Raw genomic sequence first — 22173 nt, forward strand, 5'->3', positions numbered from 1 at the left:
ACCTAACCCGCTGAGCCCCGGCTAGGTGCCGCGTGGGCAAGAGCCGGTTGGTCATCGAACACCGGGGCCATCTTCCGGCCGGCCGCATGCAGGATCCGCTGCGTCGTTTCCTTCTCCACCGCCGAGGCGGCTGCCGCCGAGGCGGCTGCCGCCGGAGGACCGGGCACCCAGGTCCACCGGTTCCGCTGCGCCAGCTCGCGCAGGTTCGTCCGGTTCCGCTCATGCAGGGAGGTGGGTGCTGCAGGGAAACTTCCGAGCACCAATACGCCGTCGACAAAGCCGCGGGAGACCGCGGCTTCCAGGGTCAGCGCAGTGTGGTTCAACGTGCCCAGGTCCGGACGGGCGACCACCACCAAACGTGCTCCCAGCGCGCGGGCCATGTCGGCGATGGTTTCCCCCGCAAGTGTCAGGGACACCAGCAGTCCGCCGGCACCCTCGACGATGACGACCTCGTGCTCGCGCGCCAGTGCTTGGACGCGCCGCACGTGGTCCGCTAGGGTTGGCAGAGCTTCCGCCGCGGCGATCCCGCCGGAGTGCAGGGCGGCGTCCACCGGAGCCATGGGATCGGCCAGCCGGGCGCCTTCTTCCAAGGTCAGTGCCCGCGGATTCCCGAGCCAGTGACCGATCGAGTGCACATCCCCGCCCTGCCCGGGTTCCACACCGGTTTGGGTCGGCTTGTAGATGGCAACCCGCGCGCCCCCTTCCAGGGCGCAGGCGGCCAGGGCTGCGGTGACAACGGTCTTGCCGACGTCGGTGTCGGTCCCGGTGACCACAAGGATCATGTCGCTGCCCCCGCCGCGGCCAGCGAGGTCCACACCGTCCGGGGTGCCTGGAAGGAGAGCAGGTGCATCCAGTCAGGTTCCGGGCCGGCCGGCTCGAGGCCCGGCAGGGCGCGTGCCGCGGCATTCAGGACCACCTCGGTTTCCATCCGGGCCAGCCCCGCGCCCAGGCAGCGGTGGATCCCGAAACCGAAGGCCAGCGAATCGTCGTTCTCCTCCCCCAGGACCCCGCCGGAGAGCTTGAGCACCAGCTGCTCCCCTTGGGCAAAATGTTCCCCGTCCAGTTCGGTGTCCGCGGCGACGCTTCTGCGCCAGGTCGGTACCGAAGAGGCCTGCGCCAGCACCTGGCCCACTAGGTCCGCAGCGGATTCTTTTTCGGTGCACCGGGCCCAACGGCGTTCGTGCAGGGCGGTGCGCAGCGCGGTCTGGATCAGCATGGCGGTGGTTTCCTGCCCGGCGATCATCAGAAAGTAGCCCAGCGAGCGGATCCTCGCCGGGTCGAGCCCGGAGTGGTGCAACGCGGCATAGAGGTTCGAATCGTCGCGGGCCACCGCCTCGGCCACGGAGGTGTCGAGCCAGGCATGGAATTGCGCGGCGCTTGCCGCAAGTTCCTTCTGGCGTTGCGCGTCGGGCCAGCCCCAGAAGAGCTCCAGCGAGTCCCGGCTCCAGCGCTTGAGCTCCGCGACCGGCGGGATCGGGACCCCGGTGAGCCGGTGCATGACCTCCGGTGGGATCACCGCGGCCAGATGGTGTGCCAGATCGATGCGCTCGCCGCTGCGGTATTGCTCCGCAAGCTCCGCGCAGATCCCTTGCACCCGCTCCCTGATGGGCCCGGCCTGTGCGGCCACCTTCGCGGGGCTGAAGAACCTGGCCACCACCCGGCGGACATTCAGGTGCTCGGCCCCGCCGGCGCTGGCCAGCACCGGCGGCAGCGAGAACCGCTGGGCGGCCAAGATGCGCAGGGCAGCAGGTTCCAGGTCGATGGCCGTGTCCAGGGCGTTCTCGGGCGTAAAGTCCTCGGGGCGCAGAAGGATCCGGCGTACCAAGCCGGGGTCCTCGATGCTGCGGTAGCGGCGGTTGATTTCTTCCGGGTAGGCAGCGGGCAGCGGTCCGTCCAGCGGCGCCCGCTCGGCGAGCGTTGCGTGCCGGGCCGTCATAGGGCAACTCATGATTCTTCCTCCAGGATGGTGGCGGCAATGGTGTGCAGGGCGGCGAGCAGCTCGCGCCGGTGGTGGTTGGCGTGGGCGGTGATCCTCAGCCGGGAGATCCCGTCCGGGACGCTCGGTGGACGGAAGCAGGCCACGGCGATGCCGCGGGCGCGCAGGGCTGCGGCGGTGCGCACCGCGATGGCGGCGTCCGCCATGGTGATCGAGTGCACCGCGCCGGCACCCCGCTCGATGCGCCCAGACAGCTGCGGCACCGCGGCCAGGGTGTCGTGCACCAGGGCGGCGTTGCGCCCCAGCCGTCCCAACAGCTGAGCGTCGGCCAGTTCCAGGGCGGCCAGTGCGGCGCCGGCGGCGGCCGGGACCAGCGCGGTGTCGAAGAGGAAGGTGCGGGCGGTGTTCACCAGGTGCTCGCGCAGCAACCCCGCCGCTTCCCCGCCCAGTAGCACCACCCCTCCTTGGGCGCCCAGGGCCTTGGAGAGCGTGGCGGTGGCGATGACGTGCCCTGCCCCGGCCAGTCCGGCGGCGCGCAGAGCCGATCCGGTGTGCGTGGCGGCCAGCGAGTGGGCTTCGTCGATGAGAAGCAGCGCTCCGAACTCGGTGCACAGTGCACCCGCGGCGGCCAGGTCGGCGGCGTCCCCCAGCACCGAATAGACGGATTCGAGCACCAGGGCCACGCGCGGGGCCGGTGCAGGCGAGTCGCGGTTTGCCTCAAGCAGCGCCCTGGCGGCGTCGAGGTCGTTGTGTGCGGCGGTGGCCACCCTGGCCCCGGAGAGGCGGGCGCCGTCGATCAGGCTGGCGTGGGCGTGGGCGTCGAGGATGAAGTGGCTGCCCGGTCCGCCCAGGGCCTGCAAGACACCGAGGTTCGCGGTGTATCCGCTGGAAAACACCAGCGCTGCAGCCCTGCCGGTGTAGTCGCACAGCGCCTCCTCGAGCGCGGTGTGCACCGCCAGGGTGCCGGTGGCCACGCGGCTGGCGGCGGCACCTGCCCCGTGGCGGGCAGCGGCCTCCCCGGCGGCGGCACGCACCGCCGGGTGCGCACCAAGGCCCAGGTAGTCGTTGGAGGCCAGGTCCACCAATTGCCCGCGATTGCTCTCCACCCGGTGCAGCCCGCGGGCCGCGCGCACCCTCGCCCGTCCGCCCAGCCATCTCTCCCATGTCTCCGGAACCGCCGTGTGCGCCTCGGCGGCCGGGGCGCTGCTAGGAGCCGTGGACATGTTCCACCGCCGCGACAAGGGCCGCGCCCAGTAGCCGAATCTCGTCCCTGCTACTGATGTAGGGCGGCATGACGTAGAGCAGGTCGCGGAAGGGCCGCACCCACGCCCCCTGGCGGACCGCGGCCGCTGTCACCTCTGCCAGGGCAACAGGTTCGTGCAGCTGGATGACGCCGACCCCGCCCAGCACGCGCACGTCTTTCACGGACGACAGCGCGGCGGCCGGGTCGAGGGCTTCTCGCAGCCCTGTTTCCAGCGCGGCAATCTGCTCGCGCCAGGGCGCATCGGCGGCGCGCGGGTCGCCTCCGCCGGTGAGCAGTCCCAGCGAGGCGTTGGCCACCGCACAGGCCAGCGGGTTGCCCATGAAGGTGGGCCCGTGTAGCAGCGCCGAGCCGCTGCCGTACGCCCCGTCCAGGGCGCCTGCGACCTTCGGGGTGCAGAGCATCGCGGCCAGGGTCAGGTAGCCGCCGGTCAGCGCCTTGCCCACGCACATCACATCCGGCACCACGCCCGCCCATTCGCTGGCAAACAGCGTGCCGGTGCGCCCGAAACCGGTGGCGATCTCATCGAGCACCAGCAGCAGGTCGTGTTCGTCGGCGATCTCGCGCAGCACGCGCAGCGCAGCCGGGGCATAGACGTACATGCCCCCCGCGCCCTGCAGGACCGGCTCGGCAATGATCCCGGCCAGTTCCGGGGCATGGGCCGCGGCCAGCGCGCGGGCCTCGGTTTCCCAGACGGTAAACTCGGCCGCATCGAATTCCCAGCTGCCTTCCACTGTCAGCCGGGCGGCCGGGGGCCGGGGCAGGAAGAGTTGTTCGGCCCCGGGACGGGCGAAGGCCGCGTGCATGCCGTCGACCGGGTCGCAGACGCCCATCGCCGCGAAGGTGTCCCCGTGGTAGCCGCCGCGCAGCGCGGCGAAGCGCTGCCGACCGGTGTGCCCGCGGGCGTGGTGGTACTGCAGCACGAGCTTGAGCGCGACCTCCACGGAGATCGACCCGGAGTCGGCCAGGAACACGTGGGACAGGTCGCCCGGGGCCATGGCCACCAGCCGCTCGGCCAGTTCCACGGCAGGGGCGTGGGTCAGCCCGCCGAACATCACGTGGCTGAACGAATCGATCTGTGCGTGGGCGGCGGCATCCAGCACCGGGTGGCGGTAGCCGTGCACCATCGACCACCAGGAGCCCATGCCGTCGATTACCTCGTGGGTGCCATGAGCGTCCTCGAGCGTGAGCCGCACACCCTTGGCCCCGGTGACCGCGTAGCGAGCACCGGCGTCCAGGGAGGCATAGGGGTGCCAGAGCAGGCCGGCGTCCCGGGCCAGCAGGTCCTGCCCCTGGCTCACCAGGCTGGTTGCGGCGTTCATGCGTTGGGGATTTCCCCGGTTCCTGCACCGCGGCGACGCAGCACCGGTTCGGCGCCGTGGGCCGGGCCGCAACCCAGGGAAGCCCCCGCACCGCAACCGGAACCGCAGGAACTTCCACATCCCGGGGCCTCGGTGGCGGCAGGGGCTTCGTCTGCCCGGTGGCGCAGGCGTGCAGCGAGCTCGGCCGGGTCGGTGTCCTCCTGGCCCAGGATCACGTACCCGGAGTCGGAGATCATTTCCAGGTCGCGGCGCGCATCCTGGCCCTCACTGGTGAGGTAGTCGCCGAGGAACAACGAGTTGGCCACGGCCAGCGCGGTGGCCTGCAGGGTGCGCAGGTGCATTTCGCGCCCGGCGGCCATGCGCAGTTCGGCGGAGGGTGCGGCCAGGCGGACCAGGGCCAGGATGCGCAGGCACGCCAGCGGGGTCAGGTGCCAGGTCCCGGCCAGCGGGGTGCCGTCGAAGGGCATCAGGAAGTTCACCGGAATCGAGTCGGCTTCCAGCTCACGCAGCGCGAAGACGGCCTCGACGAGCTGCTCGGGGGTCTCGCCCATGCCCACGATGAGCCCGGAGCACGGGGAGAGTCCGGCGTCCTTGGCCGCCCCGATGGTGTCCACACGCTCGGCGAAGGTGTGGGTCGAGCAGATCTCCGGGTAGAGGGATTCGGCGGTGTTCAAGTTGTGGTTGTAGGCATCGGCACCGGCGTCGCGCAGCTTTTGCGCCTGCCCGTCCTTCAGGATCCCCAGGCAGGCGCAGACCTCCACCTGCGGGTTCTCGTCCTTGATCTGGCCGATCATGGTGGCCACGCGGTCCACGTCGCGGTTGCTGGGTCCCTTGCCGGAGGCGACCATGCACACACGTGAGGCGCCGCCGGCAATGCCGAGCCCGGCCTGGTGCACGGCCTCGTCGGGCTTGAGCCAGGTGTACTTGAGGATCTCGGCTTTGGAACCCAGGCGCTGGGAGCAGTAGGTGCAGTCCTCGGGGCAAAGCCCCGACTTGAGGTTCACCAGGTAGTTGACCTTCACGGTGTTGCCGAAGTGCTTGCGGCGCAGGGTTCCCGCCGCGGCGATCAGTCCGAGGGTGGCCTCGTCCGGGGTCTGCAGGACGGCGAGCGCTTCGTCGGTTGTGAGCCGGTGTCCGGCATCGATGCGCGCGGCCAGCTCTGCGGCATCCAGGATCCCGTTGGAGGCAGCTGCGGCGGGCGCAGGGATGGTGTTGGTCGTGGTCATGGCGGGGGGCCTTCCGGTCGGGCGCTTCTCGGCGGTGACATGGGAGTCCGGGCCATGCACAATGCATTCCGAACATCACGTTGAACACCGTTCAATGATTCTTGCACCACACTACTCAACAGTTGAACACTGTTCAACTGCATTTCCGCCGCCTCGTCTATCGCCCCGATTCAGGGACCGGTACCGCATGGGTCGGGGAGGTGCCGCTGCCCGGCCCGAGGGCGCCGGGCGACACAGGGGAACGGTCCCGTGGAGCAAGCCGGACCATAGACTTGGCCCATGCCCGAAACACCCTTACATCAGCTGCTGGGCCGCGAGCTGGCCCAACGGGTCCTGGACCACATAGCCCCCGCACTGCACCACAACGTCAATGTCATGGACCGCAACGGAATCATCATCGCTTCACGCGACCCGGCAAGGCTAGGGACTCTGCATCGTGCCGCGCTGGCCGTCGCCTCCACCGGCGAACCCGCAGTCATCAGCGACGAAGAGGAAAACGGCGGCATGCGCCGTGGCGTCAACTTGCCCCTGGCCAATAACGGAGAGATCCTTGGTGTCATTGGCGTGACCGGGGACCCGGCGGTGGTCCGCCCGGTGGCCGAAGTACTGGTACTGACCATCGGTCTGCTGATAGCGCGGGAACAGGAACTGGACGCCACAGCCAGACGAGAGGCACGCGATCTGGATTTACTCTCTCGTCTGGTCAACGGCGCACCTGACCCGACGATCACCCTCCGGCAGCTCAGCGAACAGCACCCCGTGCTCGCAGGGCCCTGGCGGATCACTGCAGTGCTGGATTCCACGCTTCCCGAGCCTTCCCCGCCACCACTTCCACCATCCCGCTGGCCGCATGAAAGCCGACTCGGATCCGGAGGGCTCTACCGTTTTGCCTCCTTCCGGGGTGCGTTCTGGATCGTGGCGCGGGCAACCGAGGACCCTGCCCGAATCCGCACACTACTAGGGCCCGACCCCTCGAAAATTGTCATCCACGGCGGCCCCTGTGCAAGTGTTGAAATGCTGCATGGCTCTGCGCGCACCCTGGGGGTACTGGTGGCCAACCACGGGCTGCTTCCCAGCGGCCGCCAGCATTTCGGGCAGGCAGAGCTGTCCGCAGAGCTTGCCGTCGCATGCCTTCCCGCAGATCTCAGGGCCCACCTGGCCGCACGAGTGCGCGGGCTATCGGACATCCAGCTCGACACCCTGGCGGCGCTGCTCAACTCCGGCGGATCTCTGGCAAATGCGGGACGCCGACTTCACCTGCACCGCAACACCATCGTGCAGCGCATTGAGCGGATCGAACGGCTCACCGGCCTCGATCCCCGCGACCCCGCCAACAGGCCGTGCCTGTCGATGGCATTGATCGCAGATCGGCCAAACCGTGCACAATAACCACTAAAGCTCCTGCTCCGAGGAGTATTAGTGGTGACTTTGCCCGTATCGAAGTGGCGGCACACACACTAACGTTGAGAGGCATGAGCTCCACCCCTTCCACAGTCATCGTGGCCTGCCCGGATTCATTCAAGGGTTCCGTCGACGCAGCCGGCGCCGCAGCAGCCATGGCTGCCGGCGCGCGCTCAATCTTCGGGCCCGACGCAACCATCATCGAAATTCCCCTGGCAGACGGCGGCGAAGGATCACTCGATGCGCTGCTGGCCAGCTGGGAGCGCTCGGCCCTGACGCTCCCCGTGCACGATGCCATCGGCCGGAAGGCCACCGCCCGCTACGGGCTCTCCGCCGACGGACAAACCGGAATGATCGAAGCTGCCGAGGCCAACGGGCTCCCCCAGGTCAGTGACGTTCCCTTGCAGCCACTGCGCGCCGACAGCCGCGGAGTCGGCGAGATCGCCCGGCACTTGCTGGATGACGGGGTCTGCGAGATCATGCTGTGCATTGGCGGATCGGCCAGCACCGACGGTGGTACCGGATTCCTCAGCGCACTGGGCGCCAGGTTCCTTGATTCCGCCGGAAGCCCCGTTCCCCCGGGCGGGGCAGGACTGTCCCAGATCGCAAAAATCGACCTTGAACAACTGCACCCCGCAGCCACAACCACCAGCTGGCAAATCGCTGTCGACGTCAACAACCCCCTGTGCGGACCACAGGGTGCGGCCAACGTATTCGGCCCACAAAAGGGTGCCAACGAGCGGGACATCGCCGTATTGGATGCGGGCCTCGCACATCTGGCACGGGTCCTTGCCAAGCTGACGGACGGTGACGTCACCGAGCTGCTCGACTCCCCCGGCGCGGGAGCAGCAGGCGGCCTGCCGCTGGCCCTGGTTGCGTTGCTTGGAGCCCGCACCATGCCCGGATCCCAGATGATCTCCGACGCGTTGGACCTGCCCCGGGCCCTCTCCCTGGCCGACGTGGTGCTGACCGGCGAAGGCCGGCTCGACATGCAGTCCCTAGGCGGGAAGGTGGTTGACGCCGTGCGTCGGCTCGCCCCGAACACCACCCCCGTGGTGGTTATTGCCGGGGCCGTTGAACTAGATTCGGCGCGCTGCCGGGCCGAGGGCCTCAGCGCCGCATTTTCCCTCGCCCGCGGGCCGGCCACCCTCGAAGACCTGACCCGGGACGCTGCTGAGCTCATCGAGGATGCCGCAGCACAGGCGTGCTCCCTCATCGAAACCGCATCAACGACGATTCGCACCTTCGGACTCTCAAGGACAAACGACCCATGTTAGACATACTGATTCTGCTCCTGCTTGTGGTGGCCATCGTGGCGGTCACCGCAAAGCTCAAGATCTCCCCCTTCCTCGCGTTGCTGGGTGCCGCCTTCGTCGGAGCGTTCGCTTTCCGGCTGCCGGCCGAAGAAATCATTCCGACCATCACCACTGCCTTCGGCAACACCATGGGCAGCATCGGACTGGTGATTCTGTTTGGCACCATGATCGGTGTCATCCTCGAGCGTTCAGGCGGAGCCATCGCCATGGCCGACGGGCTCATCAAGGTCATTGGTACGCGTTTCCCGACCCTGACCATGAGCGTGATCGGCTACATCGTTTCGATCCCGGTGTTTTGTGATTCCGGTTTCATCATCCTGAACTCGCTGCGCAAGGCCATGGCCGAGCGGGCCAAGGTATCCCTTGTCGCCATGTCGATTGCGTTGATGACTGGCCTCTACGCCACGCACACCATGGTTCCCCCGACCCCCGGGCCATTGGCCGCTGCGGCGAACCTGAACGTTGTTGATTCCCTCGGTCTGCTGATCGCCTTGGGTCTGGTGGTCGCGGCCGTTTCGGCCGGCGCCGCGCTGCTCTACGCCAATTCCTTCCTCAAGAAGGACATTGAGTTACTGCCCCTGGCTGCCGAGGACACCGAGGTCAGTTACGAGGAATTGCGAGCGGAATACGGCAAGCTGCCTTCCGGGTTCATGGCATTCCTCCCGATCTTGCTGCCCATCGTGCTCATTTGCCTGGCCTCGATCGCCAAGCTGCCCTCGGCGCCCCTCGGCGCGGGTACCGGCTACGAGGTGTCGGTATTCCTGGGGACCCCCGTTATTGCCTTGGCCCTGGGCCTGATTGCCGCGATCTTCCTGCTTCGCGGCCACGGAAAGCTGTCGAGGTTCAACACACAGATCTCGGATTCGATCCTGCTGGCTGCTCCGATCCTGCTGATCACCTGTGCAGGAGCGGCCTTCGGCGGGGTGCTGGGCAAGAGCTCCATCACGGGGTTTCTCTCCGAAAACCTCGCCACGCTTGGCCTGGGTATCGCCGTACCATTCATTATTTCCGCCGCGCTGAAGACCGCTCAGGGGTCCTCCACCGTGGCCATGGTGACCACCTCGGCGATGATGCTGCCGCTGCTCGAACCGCTGGGGCTGAACCAGGGCGCCGGCCCGGTGCTGGCCGTCTTGGCAATCGGCGCCGGAGCCATGGTTGTTTCCCACGCCAATGATTCCTTCTTCTGGGTGGTTTCCCAGTTCAGCCGGATTCCGACGGCCACTGCCTACCGCACGTTGACCCCAGCCACCGCGATCCAGGGTGTTTCGGGATTCATCGCCGTGTGGGGTTTGAGCCTCGTGCTGATCTGACCCCTGGCACCGGCTCCGCAGCAGCGCATTTCGGCGCAGGCGGCGCCCCCTGGGGCGGCTTGCCGTGCGGGTCTTTATCCGTCCACGGTGCAGAACGGGGGCCGCGCTTGATGCGCGGCCCCCGTTCTGGGTCGTTTCACCGTGGTGCTGCTGGGTACCGGAGGCACCGCACGAGGTGCGCCACCGGGCCAGCAAGATTTCTAGACCGCCGGGGTATCGGGGTAAAGCAGCAGTTCCCCGTCCTTGACCTCGATCTTGTGGGTGCGTGCAGCCACGGTAGCCGGCAGGCAGAGTGCGGTGCCGGACTTCAGGCAGAACTTGGCCGCGTGCACCGGGCATTCGACCTCGACGCCTTCGATCCAGCCATCGGCCAACGAGGCGGTCTCATGGGTGCACTCGTCGTTGATGGCGTAGAAGTTTCCATCCTCAGCATGGAAAACTGCGATGTCCTCCTTGGTGCCGTTCTCCTCGGAGGTGACGACCATGGCCTCGCCTTCCTCGATGCTGTCGACGGAACCGATGTTGATTGCCTCGCTCATGGGGATGCCTCCTGGTCTTCCATCGCCGCTGCGCATCGCGCCAAGGTGATGGATAGGTGTAAAAGTGTGTTCCCATCATCCCGCGCTTTGCCCCCACTGCCCAACCGACGAACCGCCACGGAGCCAGCCCCCGCATTGCCAGGGGCATCATGGCCGGGGTCCATGACGCCGAACGGACCCGGAAACCTCCACCAATCCATCGGCACGAAACTTGATCGTCAGTGGTCGTCACGGCGATTATCCACGTCGCAGCGCAATTTTGCGCACCACCAACATCACGATGTAGTAACTCCGGCATTTGCGCATGAACACGCGGCCAAATCGCGGCTCAGCGGCCTTCGGAGCTTCAAAAAGGGCCAAAATCCCTGTTTCTGCCGGGAGTCGACTGCTAGCGTGGTGCTCCTAGTCTCATCCGTTGCGAGAGGCTCACTTCGCCGACCGCAACGGCCCTGTGATCCAGAATGCACAAATCGTGTCGCCGGATCTTCCGCGCTTCACGTGGATGGAACCTCGCATGAACTCAGCATCAGGGACGGCTTCACCGGCCCTACGTGTCGCCAATGCCTATAAGGTGTTCGGACGTAGACCCCAAGAAGCGGTGAAGGCCCTCAAAGACGGCCAAACGCGTCAAGAAGTGGAGCCTATGGGCACCGCGGCCGTCATTGACGCGTCATTTGATGTCAAGCCGGGTGAAATCTTCGTCGTCATGGGACTGTCCGGCTCGGGCAAGTCGACGTTGATCCGGATGCTCAATGGCCTATGGCCCATGACCAGCGGATCGGTCCATATTGGGGACGTGGACATTTCCAAGATCTCCGGCAAACGTCTGCGCGAAGTTCGGCAGAAGAGCATCTCGATGGTATTCCAGCACTTCGCCCTGCTGCCGCACCGTACCGTGCTGGAGAACGCCGCCTATGCCCTGGAGATCCAAGGCGTAGACAAAAAGAAGCGCACCGAACTGGCCACCGCAATGCTTAACACGGTGGGGCTCACCGGTTGGGGAGATAAATACCCCGGTCAGCTCTCCGGTGGCATGCAGCAGCGCGTCGGGCTGGCCCGTGCCTTGTGCTCGGAGACCGATATCCTGCTCATGGATGAGGCCTTCTCCGCCCTTGACCCGCTGATCCGCCGCGATATGCAAGAACAACTCGCTTCCTTGCAGGCGGATCTGGGCAAGACCATCATTTTCATCACCCACGACTTGAACGAGGCCATGTTCCTTGGCGACCGGATTGCGGTGATGCGCGACGGGGAAATCGTGCAGATCGGCACTCCCGACGAAATCCTCACCTCCCCTGCAGACGAGTACGTGTCTTCGTTCGTCCGCGATGTTGACCGCACCCGTGTGCTCACCGCAGGCGGTGTCATGCAGAACCCGCGTGCCGTGGTCTCGATCAGCGGCGGAGCACGAGCTGCCCTGTTGACCATGCGTGAGCAGCAGACCTCCGGCGCGTTTGTCATCGACCGCAACCGCAACTTCCGCGGCATCGTCACCGACCGCGACACCCAGGGGTTGGCCGACCGCGGCGGATCGGATCTCACCGAGATCCTCACGCGCGCGGACGACGCAATCTCCGCAGACACCGCGCTCAACGACCTCTTTGGCCGCGCTGTGGAAAGCAGCACCCCCCTGCCTGTCGTCGATGAGCAGGGACGGCTGGTCGGTGCAGTGGCCCGCGCAACATTGCTGGCCGCCTTGGGCAACGTGCCATCCAGCACCAGCTCAATGGGGATCCTGACCCCGGGTCAAACCGCAGGAAACGACGATGGCAGCCAGAAACCAGGAATTTTCACCCAGGATCCATCCGGTGAAGAGGGAGGCACACTCTAATGGACGAATTGTTCCGGATTCCCGTCGGCAAGTGGGCAGAAACAGGCCTTGACTGGGTCATTGCCAACCTAGGAGCTTTTTTCGACGGCCTCAAGGCCTTCTTCGCTCAGTTCTACAACGCACTGGACTGGGTCCTGTCGACGCCACCCTTCTGGGCGGTGATCATCGTGCTTGCCGCTCTGGCGTTCTGGCTCAAGGGCTGGAAACTATCGTTGGGCACCATCCTCGGGTTCTTGCTGATCTATGGCATGAACCAATGGGACAACGCGATGGACTCACTGGCCTTGGTGCTCGTGGCCAGCCTTGTCGCGGTGGTCATCTCCGTGCCCTTGGGCATTGCTTCTGCGAAGTCCACCACCGTCTCCAACATCGTCAAACCGGTCATGGACTTTCTGCAGACCATGCCGGCCTTCGTCTACCTGATTCCGGTGCTGCTGTTGCTGGGCATCGGACCTGTTCCGGGCATCGTGGCCACTATCGTCTTTGCCTTGGCCCCCGGAGCCCGCTTCACGGAACTAGGTATCCGTTCCGTGGACAGCGAAGTCGTCGAGGCCGGCCAGGCCTTTGGCGCCTCGCCCATGCGCATCCTGCGCCAGATCCAGATCCCGTTGGCGATGCCCACCATCATGGCGGGCATCAACCAGATCATCATGCTCTCCCTGTCCATGGTCGTCATCGCCGGAATGGTTGGCGCCGGCGGCCTCGGTGGCGCGGTCTACTCGGCATTGACCGGCCTGAACACGCCGCTGGGCGTGGAATCCGGACTCGCAGTTGTCGTCTTGGCGATCTTCCTGGATCGCATCACAGCGTCGCTGACACATGTCAAGAAGCACGTCTCAGCGTAATTAGTCTCCAATTTTCGGCACCTGTCACTTTGGGGGCCACCAAGAAAGGTAATTTCATGAACAAGAAACTCGCATCATTGTTGGCCGTGGCTGCAGCCTCGGCCCTAGCGCTCACCGCTTGCGGATCGGGCGAAAGTGAAGGGTCCGACGCAGGCTCCGGCGTAGACAACGGAGATCAGAAGGAATTGACCATTGGCGTGTTCGCCGGTTGGGACGAAGGCATTGCCGTGTCCAACCTCTGGGAGCGCATCTTGGACAAGAAGGGCTACGACGTCACGCTGACCAGCGCCGATGCGGCACCAGTCTTCACCGGCGTCAGCACCGGGGACTTCGATATGACGATGGACGTCTGGCTGCCCGAAACCCACGCAGAATACATTGAGAATTACGGCGACAAGGTCCAAGAACTGGGCACCTGGTATGAAAATGCCAAGCTGACCATTGCGGTCAACGAGGACGCGGACATCACCTCGCTGGATGAGCTCGCCGACAAGGCCGACATGTTCGACAACCGCATCGTGGGCATCGATCCCGGCGCGGGACTGACCAAGGCCACCAAGGAACGAGTCATCCCAGGTTACGGCCTGGAGGAGATGGACTTCGTGACCTCCTCGACCACAGCCATGCTGACCGAGCTGAAGAAGTCCACCGACGCCGGAGACAACATCTTGGTGACCCTGTGGCGCCCGCACTGGGCCTACGACGCATTCCCGATCAAGGACCTAGAGGATCCCAAGGACACCTTGGGCACCGCCGAACTGATCAAGACCTACGGCAGCCTCACGTTCAAGGAAGACTTCCCCACCCTCGCGGGTTGGATGGCGGACTTCAAGATGGACGATGAGACTCTCTTCTCACTGGAAAACGCAATGTTCAACGAGGCCGACACCGAGGACTACGCACCGATCGTGGATGAGTGGATCTCCGAAAACCAGGAATGGGTCGATTCGCTGACCGCCGAGTAATCCTCGCGCAGCACTCTTCCAACGGCCCGGGCCGCTTGGGTACACCAGCAACATCATGGTGAACCCAAGCGGCCCGGGCTTTTTGGCTGCCTGCCGCAGCTGCCCTCGGCACGTGGACGGGCTCCGCAGCGCCGGTGAACGATGGTGGGTACTTCTGCTGCCGGCAGTACCGGCAGGAGCGCCCGGACAACGTCCGGGTACGAGTGCTGTTGGTCGGCCATAACGGATGGTGAGCCGCCCCTGGGTGCGCCGCATCAGGCGATCATTGCCCCGCCGTTGCCCGTGGTTTAGAGGTTGGCGATGACTGAAAGGACCCGGATCAGAACGAAACCGACCAGCAGGCCCGCGGCCGTCCAGTATAGGAAGCGTACCTGCGAGCGAGGCCTTTCCAGTTGCCAGGAACCGGTCTTGTCCTCGCGGTAATACACCAGCGATCCGTCCGCGGGCTCACTGGGCCGTTCGAGCACCAGCAGCTCGCTACGGACCGTGCCGTCCGCGGTGTGGAAGACCAGGCAGTCTTGCCCCTCGAGCACCGCGATCCGGTACTCCGCGCTCATCCAGCCCGCATCCCGGCGGCGTTCGGCCAGCGCAAAGGCATAGAAACCACACGCGGCAATCAACGCCACCCACCCAATGAGGTTGAGTGCCGGGCCTAGGCTGATCAACAGGTCTCGCACCAGATCATCTTATGGTCTGCAACGGCACGGACGTACATCGACGCTTCACTGCGTCACCGAGTTCCCGCCCGGTGCGGAGTCAGCGGGTGAACGAGCCCAGTACCTCGTTCAAGGCCTCGGTTGACGAGGGGTGGGTGAAGATGGAATCGCGCAGCGTCGCGGAGGTCAGTTCCTGACGCATGGCCAAAGCCACCAGGTTGATGACTTCTTGGGAATCCACGTGCATCAGTGCTGCGCCAAGGATCTGGTCGGTATCCGCATCCACCACGAACTTCACGATGCCGCGAGGATCGCCCACGATCTTGGGCCGCGGCATCGCAGCGATCTCGGCGACCTTCTTCACCGCCACCTTGATCGACAACCCTTGGGCCCCTGCCTCATCCTCGCTCATCCCAACCCTGGCCAGCGGTGGGGTGGTGAAGATCGTATAGGGGACGGCCACGCGGTCGGCCGTCGAACGTTCCCCCGTGCCCAAAATCGCGTCGGCAACAATGCGGTTGTCATCCAGGGAGACATACGTAAATTGCTGCCCACCGTTCACATCGCCCAGCGCATAGACACCCGGCGCGCTCGTGGCCAAATGCTCGTCGACCTTGATCGCCCCGGAATCGGTCAGCTCGATGCCCGCGGTCTCCAGGCCTAGCCCCGCGGTTGCCGGCTTCCGGCCCAGGGCGATGAGCACCGCGTCGGCCACGACGCTGCGGGCTTCGCCGTGCTGCTCGTAGTGCACCCGTGCGGTGGCCCCATCTTCTTCGATCCGCTGCACACTGGCGCCGGTACGCACCTCAACGTCCACGTCCGACAGTGCGGAGAGGACCTCGGCGGCAACATCCTCATCTTCCCTTTTCAAGGCCCTGGCCCCGCGGTCAAGGACCGTGACCTTCGATCCGAAGTGGGCGAACATGGAAGCGAACTCGGTGCCGACGTAGCCACCGCCGACCACCACCAGCCGCTGGGGCAACGGGGCATCTTGCAAGGTGGTCGAATCGTGGATGCGTCCGCCAACCCGCGCACCGCCCAGGTCCGGGATCGCCGGGAGCGCACCGGTGTTGATGATGATCCGCTTGGCCTCGAGCTCAAGGCTCTCGTTTCCCGCCTCGACCTTAATGCGGCGGGGGCCGATGAACGTGGCCCGGCCGGTAATGGTCATGACAGCGTTAAGGTCATCAAGCATGGAGAAGTTCTTGGCTCGCATGGCGGCGGTTAGCTTGTCCCGACGGGCCACTGCTGTCTGGAAGTATTGCGGATCAAAGTCGTTGCCGATGTTGTTCTCCGCATCATGGATCAGCGTCTTGGTGGGAACACAGCCAATGTTGATGCAGGTGCCACCGTACATCTGCGCCGAGGCTTCGATGATGGCCACACGTTGCCCTGCGCGGGACGCGGTTCCTGCCAGCGTTTTGCCGCCCTTGCCCCAGCCAATAACCAACAGATCAAGTTCGTGTTCCATCAAGCGCTCCTCGCTTCCTCGGAAATGTTGTGCTCACTACGCCCGCGTCTGCTCTGCGACGCAGTGCACGGTCAAGAAGAAGGCAGTCGCGGCTAGCCCAACTCGTTGAAACGCTGGACCCAAGTCGTTGAAACGCTGCTCTCTATTTGGCTACCTTGAATACTCCCTGGGCCCCGCGTTCGGCGTCGATCATCACGTGGGACACGAAGGGATAGTTGCCGGCCTCGGGGAATTCCAGTTCAACGAAACCGCCCTGTGCCACGCCGAGCGCCAGTGCCTGGCTTCCACCTTCCGTCCCGTCTCGCTGATCGAGCAGGTAGTTGCCTTCCAGCCATGTGGTGTCGAACTGCCCGCCGATGACGTGGAACGAGGAGGCACGGTTGGGCCCGATGTCCAGCAGCCAGATCCGTACCCGTTCCCCGACCTTGGCACGCAGCGGCCGGTGCACGTACTGGTTGGCGTAGCCGTTGAAGACCACCAGGTCCGGTTTTTCCGCCGCAAGCTTTTCGGTGTCCACTTCCGCGTCCTGGGCCCCGAGATAAAACTCTGACTGGGCCAACACATAGGACTTGTCGACCTCCGGGAGGTCGTCGGGTTCGATGACCACGGTACCGAACATGCCGTTGGCGATATGTGCGCTCATGGGCATGGTGGAGCAGTGGTACATCCAGATTCCGGCCCGCGTGGCGGTGAACTTATAGAGCAGGGATTCACCGGGGGCGATGGTGCGCATCGGTTCATCCGGTGCCAGCGCGCCGGCGTGGAAGTCGATGGAGTGGCCTATGGACCCGTCGTTGACCAGTGTGATCTCGAATGTGTCGCCGGCCCGCCCGTGCAGCAGCGGGCCGGGCGCGGTGCCGTTGAAGGTCCACAATTTTTGTCGCACCCCCGGGGAGACTTCCACGATCGCTTCCTCGGCGGTGAAGGTGGCCCGGTGGATGCTCGGCTTGCCGTCGGAGCGTTTGGGTTCCAGCGGCGGCAACGAGGCTTCGTGCGCCGTGAATTCCGTGCCCGGTTCGGCCATCAAATCCAGTGGTGCGGCGCTGGCGCCGGTGCTGGCGCCGGTGCTGGCGCCGGTGCTGGGCTCGGTGCTGGCGCCGGTGCTGGCGCCGGTGCTGGGCTCGGTGGAGTGGTTCATGGATTCGTGGCCGGACTCCGGGGCCGTGGCACCGGTGGCCTTGATATCGAGCACCATGCCCATTTGCCGGTGCCCCACGATCGAACACCAGGCAGCAACATCCGCGGTGATGACCCCCGCATCAAGCGTGGCGCTTTCGCCCGGAGCCAACCGTCCGCTGTTCGCCCCGGTGGCCAGGACCAGGTCGTGGGTTTCGGAAACATCGGTGTTCACCAGCTCGATCATCAGGTGGGTTCCGGCCGGCACCTCGATAAGCGCAGGGGTGAAGCGCATGTCAGCGGCTTCGACCTTCACGGTCTTGGTCTCGGTGGCAACCGGTGCCGAAGTTCCGTTGGTGGAGGTGTCTTGGTGCGCCGGTGCCCTGATGCCTGCCGTGGCAGGGTCGATGGCGATCCCAATGGCAATGGCCAGCACCACCGCCAGCAGCCCCGCGACGGCCTGTCCGGCACGCTGTCCGGCGGGCCGATCGCCCTCCGGTGCCATCCGTACCCGGGGTGCCGGGGTCCCGGCCGGCAGGCCCAGAGCCTGAATCTCGGCAGCCACCTTGGTTTTGGCTTGGCGGTGGGCGCGCAGCGCCATGACGAGCAATGGCAGGAAGCTGGCCATGGCCACCAAGTAGAGCACCGAACACAGTACGCGAACCAACGATGGCACCGGAATCACACAGGCCAGCAGTGCAGCATTGGCCGTGGCCACCCGCAGCACCGCGCCGCGGTCGAACATGGTGGTCGCCGCGCGCACGGGGCCGGGCCCGCCGCCGAGGGCCACCGGTACCAGGTAGGAGAGGGCGCCGAGCAACACTTGGGCGGCGAATCCTGCCGCCAGGTACGGGGTGATGGCGGCGAAGGCCCGTCCGGCTTGCTGCCAATCGCCGCTGATGAGCAGGACGACGTCCAGGGCTACGAGGCACCCGATCCACCAGCCGACGGCGCCGAGCATTGAGAGGGTGGAGAAGGTTTTAGGTGGCTTATTGCGGGCCACCTGGATGAAGGAGGAAGCCATCAACCCCAGACCCGCAATGTAGCCGGTGAGCCCCAATGCCGCGACCGGAAGCAAACCAAAGCCCGCACCGGCACCGGCCGCCAACGCGGAGATGGCGAGCACCGGAAGGGCTCGCTGGGAGTTCCTCGCGGCCTGATCGGCGATCCGGGTACGCAGCATCGTGGGCCACAACGTCACCAAGGTACCGGCCACCGTCAGTCCTACCCATCCCAAGACATTGAGTAAGACGTGGGACAGCATGATTTGTTCGTGCGTGCTCGAAATATTGCCGTGTGCCAGGATGGTGCCAAGCACCGCACCGACGGGGAGGAACGCGGCAGCGGCAATGTAATACTTCACCGAGGCGCCGAACCTCGAGGGCAGGGCCACGCGCATGCGGGTGAAAAGGTCCACACCGTGCCAGATCACCGAAGCGGCGATCAGGCCCGCCCCGGCGGCGGTCACCGGCCAGAGCGTGGATACCACCCCTGCGATGACCAGCATGGTGCCGCCGTTGAGCAGCAGCAAACGCCAATTCTGCTCCGCCCTCGACCGGGCCTTGGGCGGATTGCGCAGCAGCGCGTTGGAAAAGTATTGGGACCAGACCAGGATCGCGTGGGACACCGCCCCGAGCAGCAACAGGTGGATCATCAGCCAGCGCGGCGCGGGAAGCTCCCGGTGGACCAACGTCACGAGAACCAACAGCGTCAGCCAGAACGCGACCGGTAGATCGCGCATGGGCCAGAATCCTCTGGCCGGGTTCTTACTCACTTGGATGGCTCCCGTGGCGAAATGGAAAGTCCTGCACGCGGGGTCCGCGCGGCGGGGTTGGAAAGAAGGGAGGTGCTACCGGGAGAAGGTGGTCCGATGCCGAGGGAGTCAGACGGTGGCTTGGAACTTGTCGATGGTTGGGGTCGTGCCTGAGACTCCCCCATGAGCATCGAGGTGAGAGCCAGCAGCACAAAGAGCAGCACCGCAACGATGTTGGCCACCGCCCCGGCACGCCAGGCCCAGTCATGGCCCAGCCCGTTGCCGATCCACAGGCGCAGCAATAATCCCGCCCACAGCAAGATCGCAGGCACCCACATCATCGGCCGGTAGGGCAAAGGGCGGCGCAGGATCGCCGGGAGAATCGTGGAGGAGTGGGCAATGATCATGGAGAGCGTGAACCCCAGGAATACTGCGTGGATCACGGTGTCATAGGCGGCGCGTCCGCTGGGATATCCGAAGCACCAGGTCAGCGCCGCCACCAGCAGCCAGGCATAGGCGGCGAGCATGCATGCTGCCATGAATCGAGTGGCTCCCTGACCCCGGATGGTCCGGCGAGCCACATCGAGTACGAGCAACCATGCGGTGAGTGCTGCCAGCGCGACGCCGAAGACGATCGATCCCCATCCGGGAGCCAGCAGCGCAGCCACGACTGCGGCAGCCAGCAGTGCGGAAAGTTGTAGCACCCGCGTTCCGGCTTGGGGGCCCATGGTCAGATGTGCCAGTTCGACCCGTTCCCCGGCAATGGTCAGCACCAGGAACGCGACCAACCAGGGCAGCAACAGTGCCGTCTCCACCCCGCCAAGAAACAGCACTGCGGCTCCGGTGCCCAGTCCGGCGCCGAGCATTTGGATCAGTACCGCCTGGGCGCGTTGGCGTCGCCAGAGCGGAACATAGACCCAGAGAAGTCCCGCCATTCCGGCGAGCAACCCCAGCTTGCCAGCAAAACGCGGCAGCTCGGTCAGCAGCATCAACGACCCCAGTCCCAGGAGCAACGGGCTGAAATATCCCAGAGGCCTCCCCCAGGCGACGGCACGTTCAAGGGCAACTAGTGTGCCCACGAATCCCAGCGCCAACACCATCCCGTGGACCTCCGTCCAGGCAGCGGCGTTGATCGGTGCCGGCAGGTCCACAAGCTGCAGGGCAGCGTTGAGCCCGGCCAATAGGCTCAATGCGGCAGGAATCATCAACAGGGTGCGTGCGGGGATCGGTCTGAGGCGGCGGGGCGCAGGAGCCTTTTTCATGCTTATTCGGTGGTGCCGTCGGTTGCCCGGGCGCTCAGATGCAGGGCGCATTGCCCGGGAGCCGAGAATGGTGTCAGGGTGCTGTCGCTGCCGTCCAATCCCATTTCAGCGAATCCTCCCTGGATGATTCCCAGGTGCACGCCGCAGACAATCTCCGGGTGCTTGCTGGCGGCTTCGATCAGCGGGCAGCGGGTCAGCACCACGTGTTCGTTGGTCGCGTCCGGTTCGGGTGCGAATCCGATCTCTTCGAGCAGCTGGAGCATCTGGGAACGAGCGCCGGCCTCTGAGCTTCCGGAATGTGGCTCGCCCAGTTGCTCGAGGGTCAGGTCCTTGCCCCAAGCGCGGCCGGCTGCCACCGCATCCTGCACCGGGTGTTCGCTGCTTTCATGCAGAACGGTGGCCAGTGCCGAGGCCAACCCTGCGTACGGTGAGGGCTCGAGGGAAACCTTTGCTTTCCAGAGCCATGCCGGGCGTCCGCGCCCCTGAGCTACGGCACGTTCGCGGCTCAGGTATCCATCGCGCAGCAAGTCTTCCAGATGTGCTCGGACGGTGTTTTCGTGCAACCCGCTGCTCAGGGTAATGGCCGCAAGTGTGGTGGGTGTGGTTTGGACTTCGAGCAGTTCAAGAATCCGTAGGCGTGTGGGCGAGAGCGGACGACCAAAGGACGTGCGTTTAACGCCTTCCCGGATGCCATCGGCAGGGTCTCTCACAACGCGACCGGGACATTGAGTGACGCGCTGGGGCTGTTCAGATTGTTTTCCACGTAGTTAACTGTACTAAAATGATTCCAAGGTTGCCATTTGACTCTGGAAACCAACACCCGACGCGAGCAAAGGAAACCCATCGTGGCCGATATCGTCATTTCTTCCAACAAGGAAGAAGCCGAGAAGTTGAACCAACCCGCAGCCCATGAATGCGCGTGCGGCGACCATGACGCCGAGCTTCCCGAGCTCGACGCCAGGGTCATCCCACATGCAATTCGTCATGCGACCATTTTTGGGGCCCTAGATTCCCTCGCCGTTGGCGGTGGTTTGGTACTCGTGGCACCGCACAACCCGTTGCCGCTGCTGGACCAGCTCGAGGCTCGCGCACCTGGCGCATTTGAGATCAGCTACCTTGACGAGGGGCCAGAAGCCTGGCGCTTGCAGCTGATTCGCAAGTCCTAACAAGTTTGGGGGGGGAAATTCGTGGAACCAGTGCGCATGAGGACTGCCCTCACGAATTTTTTCTTTTCGGCTCGTGGACGCGGTGCCCGCGGCCTACTGAGAGTCGGCCAAACACAGGTCGGGGCCGAAGACCTCATGCCGAATGGCCGCGCGCCGCGCAGCTGTTTAGTGCCCCGCTGATCCGCCTCGGGACCCCGGGCAACAAAATGGACCGCCGCACCGACCTGTGCGAAGCGGTGTGCCCCTGCTGGGCGGTGCCTCTCCAGATACCGTCCCGGTGGTGCCGTGCTTTACTGGCCGGTTGTGGCTGGCCCGGCGATATTGACCATCCAGTCCACGCCGAACTTATCGGTGAGCATGCCAAACCAATCGCCCCACGGGGCTTGGGCAAGTTTCTCGCCGACGGTTGCTCCATCGCTGAGCTTCTTCCAGTATTCGGTGATCTCGTCCTTGTCGTCACCGCTGAGCGTGACGGAGATGGCGGTGCCCCCTTTCCATTCCATAGAGGCAGGGGTGTCGGCGGCCATCAAATTCAGGCCGTTGGGTGCACGCAAATGCCCGTGCATGATTTTGTTATCGTCATCCCGGTTTTCGGTCTTGGCAAACTCGAAATCAGAGAAGGGTCGTAGATCCAGTTCCCCGCCGAATACCGACTGATAGAACTCGAGCGCTGGACGTGCCTGATCGCGAAAGCTGATGTACGGATTGAGAATCGTGCCCATGATGCGCTCCATCGTTTGGCGGGGTTCAACACCAGCTATTGTGCCCGCAGGGACCGCCCGGGTGAACCCCTCAGG

19 protein-coding genes are annotated in these 22173 nt (G+C 65.1%); 7 read left to right on the forward strand and 12 right to left on the reverse strand.

The annotated features are described in order from the left end of the window. Window positions 1-2 precede the first annotated feature (2 nt). The 5 genes from bioD to bioB are packed head-to-tail and all read right to left on the reverse strand — an operon-like array spanning window position 3 to window position 5745. Complete coding sequence (gene bioD / locus ADIAG_RS10385) at window positions 3-815, reverse strand: dethiobiotin synthase (RefSeq protein WP_235045882.1); 813 nt, start codon at window positions 813-815, stop codon at window positions 3-5. Continuing rightward, window positions 779-1948 carry a cytochrome P450 gene (locus tag ADIAG_RS10390; protein ID WP_007271313.1) on the reverse strand — a complete coding sequence of 390 codons (1170 nt, stop codon included), beginning with the start codon at window positions 1946-1948 and terminating at the stop codon, window positions 779-781. The genes bioD and ADIAG_RS10390 overlap by 37 nt, the downstream gene beginning before the upstream one ends. Next, window positions 1945-3159 carry an aminotransferase class I/II-fold pyridoxal phosphate-dependent enzyme gene (locus ADIAG_RS10395; RefSeq protein WP_007271314.1) on the reverse strand — a complete coding sequence of 405 codons (1215 nt, stop codon included), beginning with the start codon at window positions 3157-3159 and terminating at the stop codon, window positions 1945-1947. The genes ADIAG_RS10390 and ADIAG_RS10395 overlap by 4 nt, the downstream gene beginning before the upstream one ends. After that, a complete protein-coding gene (gene bioA / locus ADIAG_RS10400) occupies window positions 3143-4519 on the reverse strand; it encodes an adenosylmethionine--8-amino-7-oxononanoate transaminase (RefSeq protein ID WP_007271315.1) in 1377 nt (458 codons plus the stop codon). The genes ADIAG_RS10395 and bioA overlap by 17 nt, the downstream gene beginning before the upstream one ends. Continuing rightward, window positions 4516-5745: a biotin synthase BioB gene (gene bioB / locus ADIAG_RS10405; RefSeq protein WP_043474561.1), complete on the reverse strand. Its 1230-nt coding sequence runs from the start codon at window positions 5743-5745 to the stop codon at window positions 4516-4518. Before bioB ends, bioA begins: the two co-directional genes overlap by 4 nt. Window positions 5746-6024: 279 nt before the next feature. On the opposite strand from bioB, the gene ADIAG_RS10410 reads away from it, so the two are divergent. From ADIAG_RS10410 to ADIAG_RS10420, 3 genes are all read left to right on the forward strand, one after another. After that, a complete protein-coding gene (locus ADIAG_RS10410) occupies window positions 6025-7134 on the forward strand; it encodes a CdaR family transcriptional regulator (protein ID WP_007271317.1) in 1110 nt (369 codons plus the stop codon). Window positions 7135-7217: 83 nt separating this feature from the next. Further along, window positions 7218-8423 (forward strand): glycerate kinase, encoded by a 1206-nt coding sequence (locus ADIAG_RS10415; RefSeq protein ID WP_007271318.1) that lies wholly within the window; start codon window positions 7218-7220, stop codon window positions 8421-8423. Beyond that, window positions 8417-9772, forward strand: coding sequence for a GntP family permease (locus ADIAG_RS10420; RefSeq protein WP_007271319.1), 1356 nt, complete (start codon window positions 8417-8419; stop codon window positions 9770-9772). The genes ADIAG_RS10415 and ADIAG_RS10420 overlap by 7 nt, the downstream gene beginning before the upstream one ends. Window positions 9773-9972: 200 nt before the next feature. Here ADIAG_RS10420 and ADIAG_RS10425 read toward each other — a convergent pair whose 3' ends face one another. Then, window positions 9973-10311: a bifunctional 3-phenylpropionate/cinnamic acid dioxygenase ferredoxin subunit gene (locus ADIAG_RS10425; RefSeq protein WP_007271320.1), complete on the reverse strand. Its 339-nt coding sequence runs from the start codon at window positions 10309-10311 to the stop codon at window positions 9973-9975. Window positions 10312-10825: 514 nt separating this feature from the next. Here ADIAG_RS10425 and ADIAG_RS10430 point away from each other — a divergent pair. The 3 genes from ADIAG_RS10430 to ADIAG_RS10440 are packed head-to-tail and all read left to right on the forward strand — an operon-like array spanning window position 10826 to window position 13952. Continuing rightward, the gene (locus tag ADIAG_RS10430) at window positions 10826-12142 is read left to right on the forward strand and encodes a quaternary amine ABC transporter ATP-binding protein (RefSeq protein WP_152426119.1); all 1317 of its coding nucleotides are present in this window, start codon (window positions 10826-10828) and stop codon (window positions 12140-12142) included. Continuing rightward, window positions 12142-12987 carry an ABC transporter permease gene (locus ADIAG_RS10435; protein ID WP_007271322.1) on the forward strand — a complete coding sequence of 282 codons (846 nt, stop codon included), beginning with the start codon at window positions 12142-12144 and terminating at the stop codon, window positions 12985-12987. Before ADIAG_RS10430 ends, ADIAG_RS10435 begins: the two co-directional genes overlap by 1 nt. A 56-nt stretch (window positions 12988-13043) precedes the next feature. Next, a complete protein-coding gene (locus ADIAG_RS10440; protein WP_007271323.1) occupies window positions 13044-13952 on the forward strand; it encodes a glycine betaine ABC transporter substrate-binding protein in 909 nt (302 codons plus the stop codon). A 287-nt stretch (window positions 13953-14239) separates the two neighbouring features. Here ADIAG_RS10440 and ADIAG_RS10445 read toward each other — a convergent pair whose 3' ends face one another. The 5 genes from ADIAG_RS10445 to ADIAG_RS10465 all read right to left on the reverse strand — a co-directional run bounded on the left by ADIAG_RS10445 (window position 14240) and on the right by ADIAG_RS10465 (window position 20920). Further along, window positions 14240-14629: a hypothetical protein gene (locus ADIAG_RS10445; protein WP_043474377.1), complete on the reverse strand. Its 390-nt coding sequence runs from the start codon at window positions 14627-14629 to the stop codon at window positions 14240-14242. 79 nt (window positions 14630-14708) lie between these two features. Then, on the reverse strand, window positions 14709-16079 hold the full coding sequence (locus ADIAG_RS10450; protein WP_007271325.1) for an FAD-dependent oxidoreductase: 1371 nt from the start codon (window positions 16077-16079) through the stop codon (window positions 14709-14711). A gap of 142 nt (window positions 16080-16221) precedes the next feature. Further along, window positions 16222-18936 carry a multicopper oxidase domain-containing protein gene (locus tag ADIAG_RS10455; RefSeq protein WP_007271326.1) on the reverse strand — a complete coding sequence of 905 codons (2715 nt, stop codon included), beginning with the start codon at window positions 18934-18936 and terminating at the stop codon, window positions 16222-16224. A gap of 29 nt (window positions 18937-18965) precedes the next feature. After that, window positions 18966-20210 (reverse strand): hypothetical protein, encoded by a 1245-nt coding sequence (locus ADIAG_RS10460; RefSeq protein ID WP_007271327.1) that lies wholly within the window; start codon window positions 20208-20210, stop codon window positions 18966-18968. A gap of 2 nt (window positions 20211-20212) precedes the next feature. Further along, complete coding sequence (locus ADIAG_RS10465) at window positions 20213-20920, reverse strand: helix-turn-helix transcriptional regulator (protein WP_007271328.1); 708 nt, start codon at window positions 20918-20920, stop codon at window positions 20213-20215. A 135-nt stretch (window positions 20921-21055) separates the two neighbouring features. On the opposite strand from ADIAG_RS10465, the gene ADIAG_RS10470 reads away from it, so the two are divergent. Continuing rightward, entirely contained in the window at window positions 21056-21376 is a 321-nt protein-coding gene (locus tag ADIAG_RS10470; RefSeq protein ID WP_007271329.1) for a DUF2249 domain-containing protein, read from the forward strand. 290 nt (window positions 21377-21666) lie between these two features. Here the strand turns inward: ADIAG_RS10470 and ADIAG_RS10475 are convergent, their stop codons facing one another. Further along, a complete protein-coding gene (locus ADIAG_RS10475) occupies window positions 21667-22098 on the reverse strand; it encodes a VOC family protein (protein ID WP_007271330.1) in 432 nt (143 codons plus the stop codon). Window positions 22099-22173 lie beyond the last annotated feature (75 nt).

This window comes from Paeniglutamicibacter gangotriensis Lz1y, from assembly GCF_000348945.1.
GTDB lineage: Bacteria > Actinomycetota > Actinomycetes > Actinomycetales > Micrococcaceae > Paeniglutamicibacter > Paeniglutamicibacter gangotriensis.

What these genes read in the sequence shown, in the direction of transcription:
- ADIAG_RS10390 (WP_007271313.1), bottom strand. Translation starts at nt 1,948, where the DNA reads ATGAGTTGCCCTATGACGGCCCGGCACGCAACGCTCGCCGAGCGGGCG.
- ADIAG_RS10395 (WP_007271314.1), bottom strand. Translation starts at nt 3,159, where the DNA reads ATGTCCACGGCTCCTAGCAGCGCCCCGGCCGCCGAGGCGCACACGGCG.
- bioA (WP_007271315.1), bottom strand. Translation starts at nt 4,519, where the DNA reads ATGAACGCCGCAACCAGCCTGGTGAGCCAGGGGCAGGACCTGCTGGCC.
- bioB (WP_043474561.1), bottom strand. Translation starts at nt 5,745, where the DNA reads ATGACCACGACCAACACCATCCCTGCGCCCGCCGCAGCTGCCTCCAAC.
- ADIAG_RS10410 (WP_007271317.1), top strand. Translation starts at nt 6,025, where the DNA reads ATGCCCGAAACACCCTTACATCAGCTGCTGGGCCGCGAGCTGGCCCAA.
- ADIAG_RS10415 (WP_007271318.1), top strand. Translation starts at nt 7,218, where the DNA reads ATGAGCTCCACCCCTTCCACAGTCATCGTGGCCTGCCCGGATTCATTC.
- ADIAG_RS10420 (WP_007271319.1), top strand. Translation starts at nt 8,417, where the DNA reads ATGTTAGACATACTGATTCTGCTCCTGCTTGTGGTGGCCATCGTGGCG.
- ADIAG_RS10425 (WP_007271320.1), bottom strand. Translation starts at nt 10,311, where the DNA reads ATGAGCGAGGCAATCAACATCGGTTCCGTCGACAGCATCGAGGAAGGC.
- ADIAG_RS10430 (WP_152426119.1), top strand. Translation starts at nt 10,826, where the DNA reads ATGAACTCAGCATCAGGGACGGCTTCACCGGCCCTACGTGTCGCCAAT.
- ADIAG_RS10435 (WP_007271322.1), top strand. Translation starts at nt 12,142, where the DNA reads ATGGACGAATTGTTCCGGATTCCCGTCGGCAAGTGGGCAGAAACAGGC.
- ADIAG_RS10440 (WP_007271323.1), top strand. Translation starts at nt 13,044, where the DNA reads ATGAACAAGAAACTCGCATCATTGTTGGCCGTGGCTGCAGCCTCGGCC.
- ADIAG_RS10450 (WP_007271325.1), bottom strand. Translation starts at nt 16,079, where the DNA reads ATGGAACACGAACTTGATCTGTTGGTTATTGGCTGGGGCAAGGGCGGC.
- ADIAG_RS10455 (WP_007271326.1), bottom strand. Translation starts at nt 18,936, where the DNA reads ATGCGCGATCTACCGGTCGCGTTCTGGCTGACGCTGTTGGTTCTCGTG.
- ADIAG_RS10460 (WP_007271327.1), bottom strand. Translation starts at nt 20,210, where the DNA reads ATGAAAAAGGCTCCTGCGCCCCGCCGCCTCAGACCGATCCCCGCACGC.
- ADIAG_RS10475 (WP_007271330.1), bottom strand. Translation starts at nt 22,098, where the DNA reads ATGGGCACGATTCTCAATCCGTACATCAGCTTTCGCGATCAGGCACGT.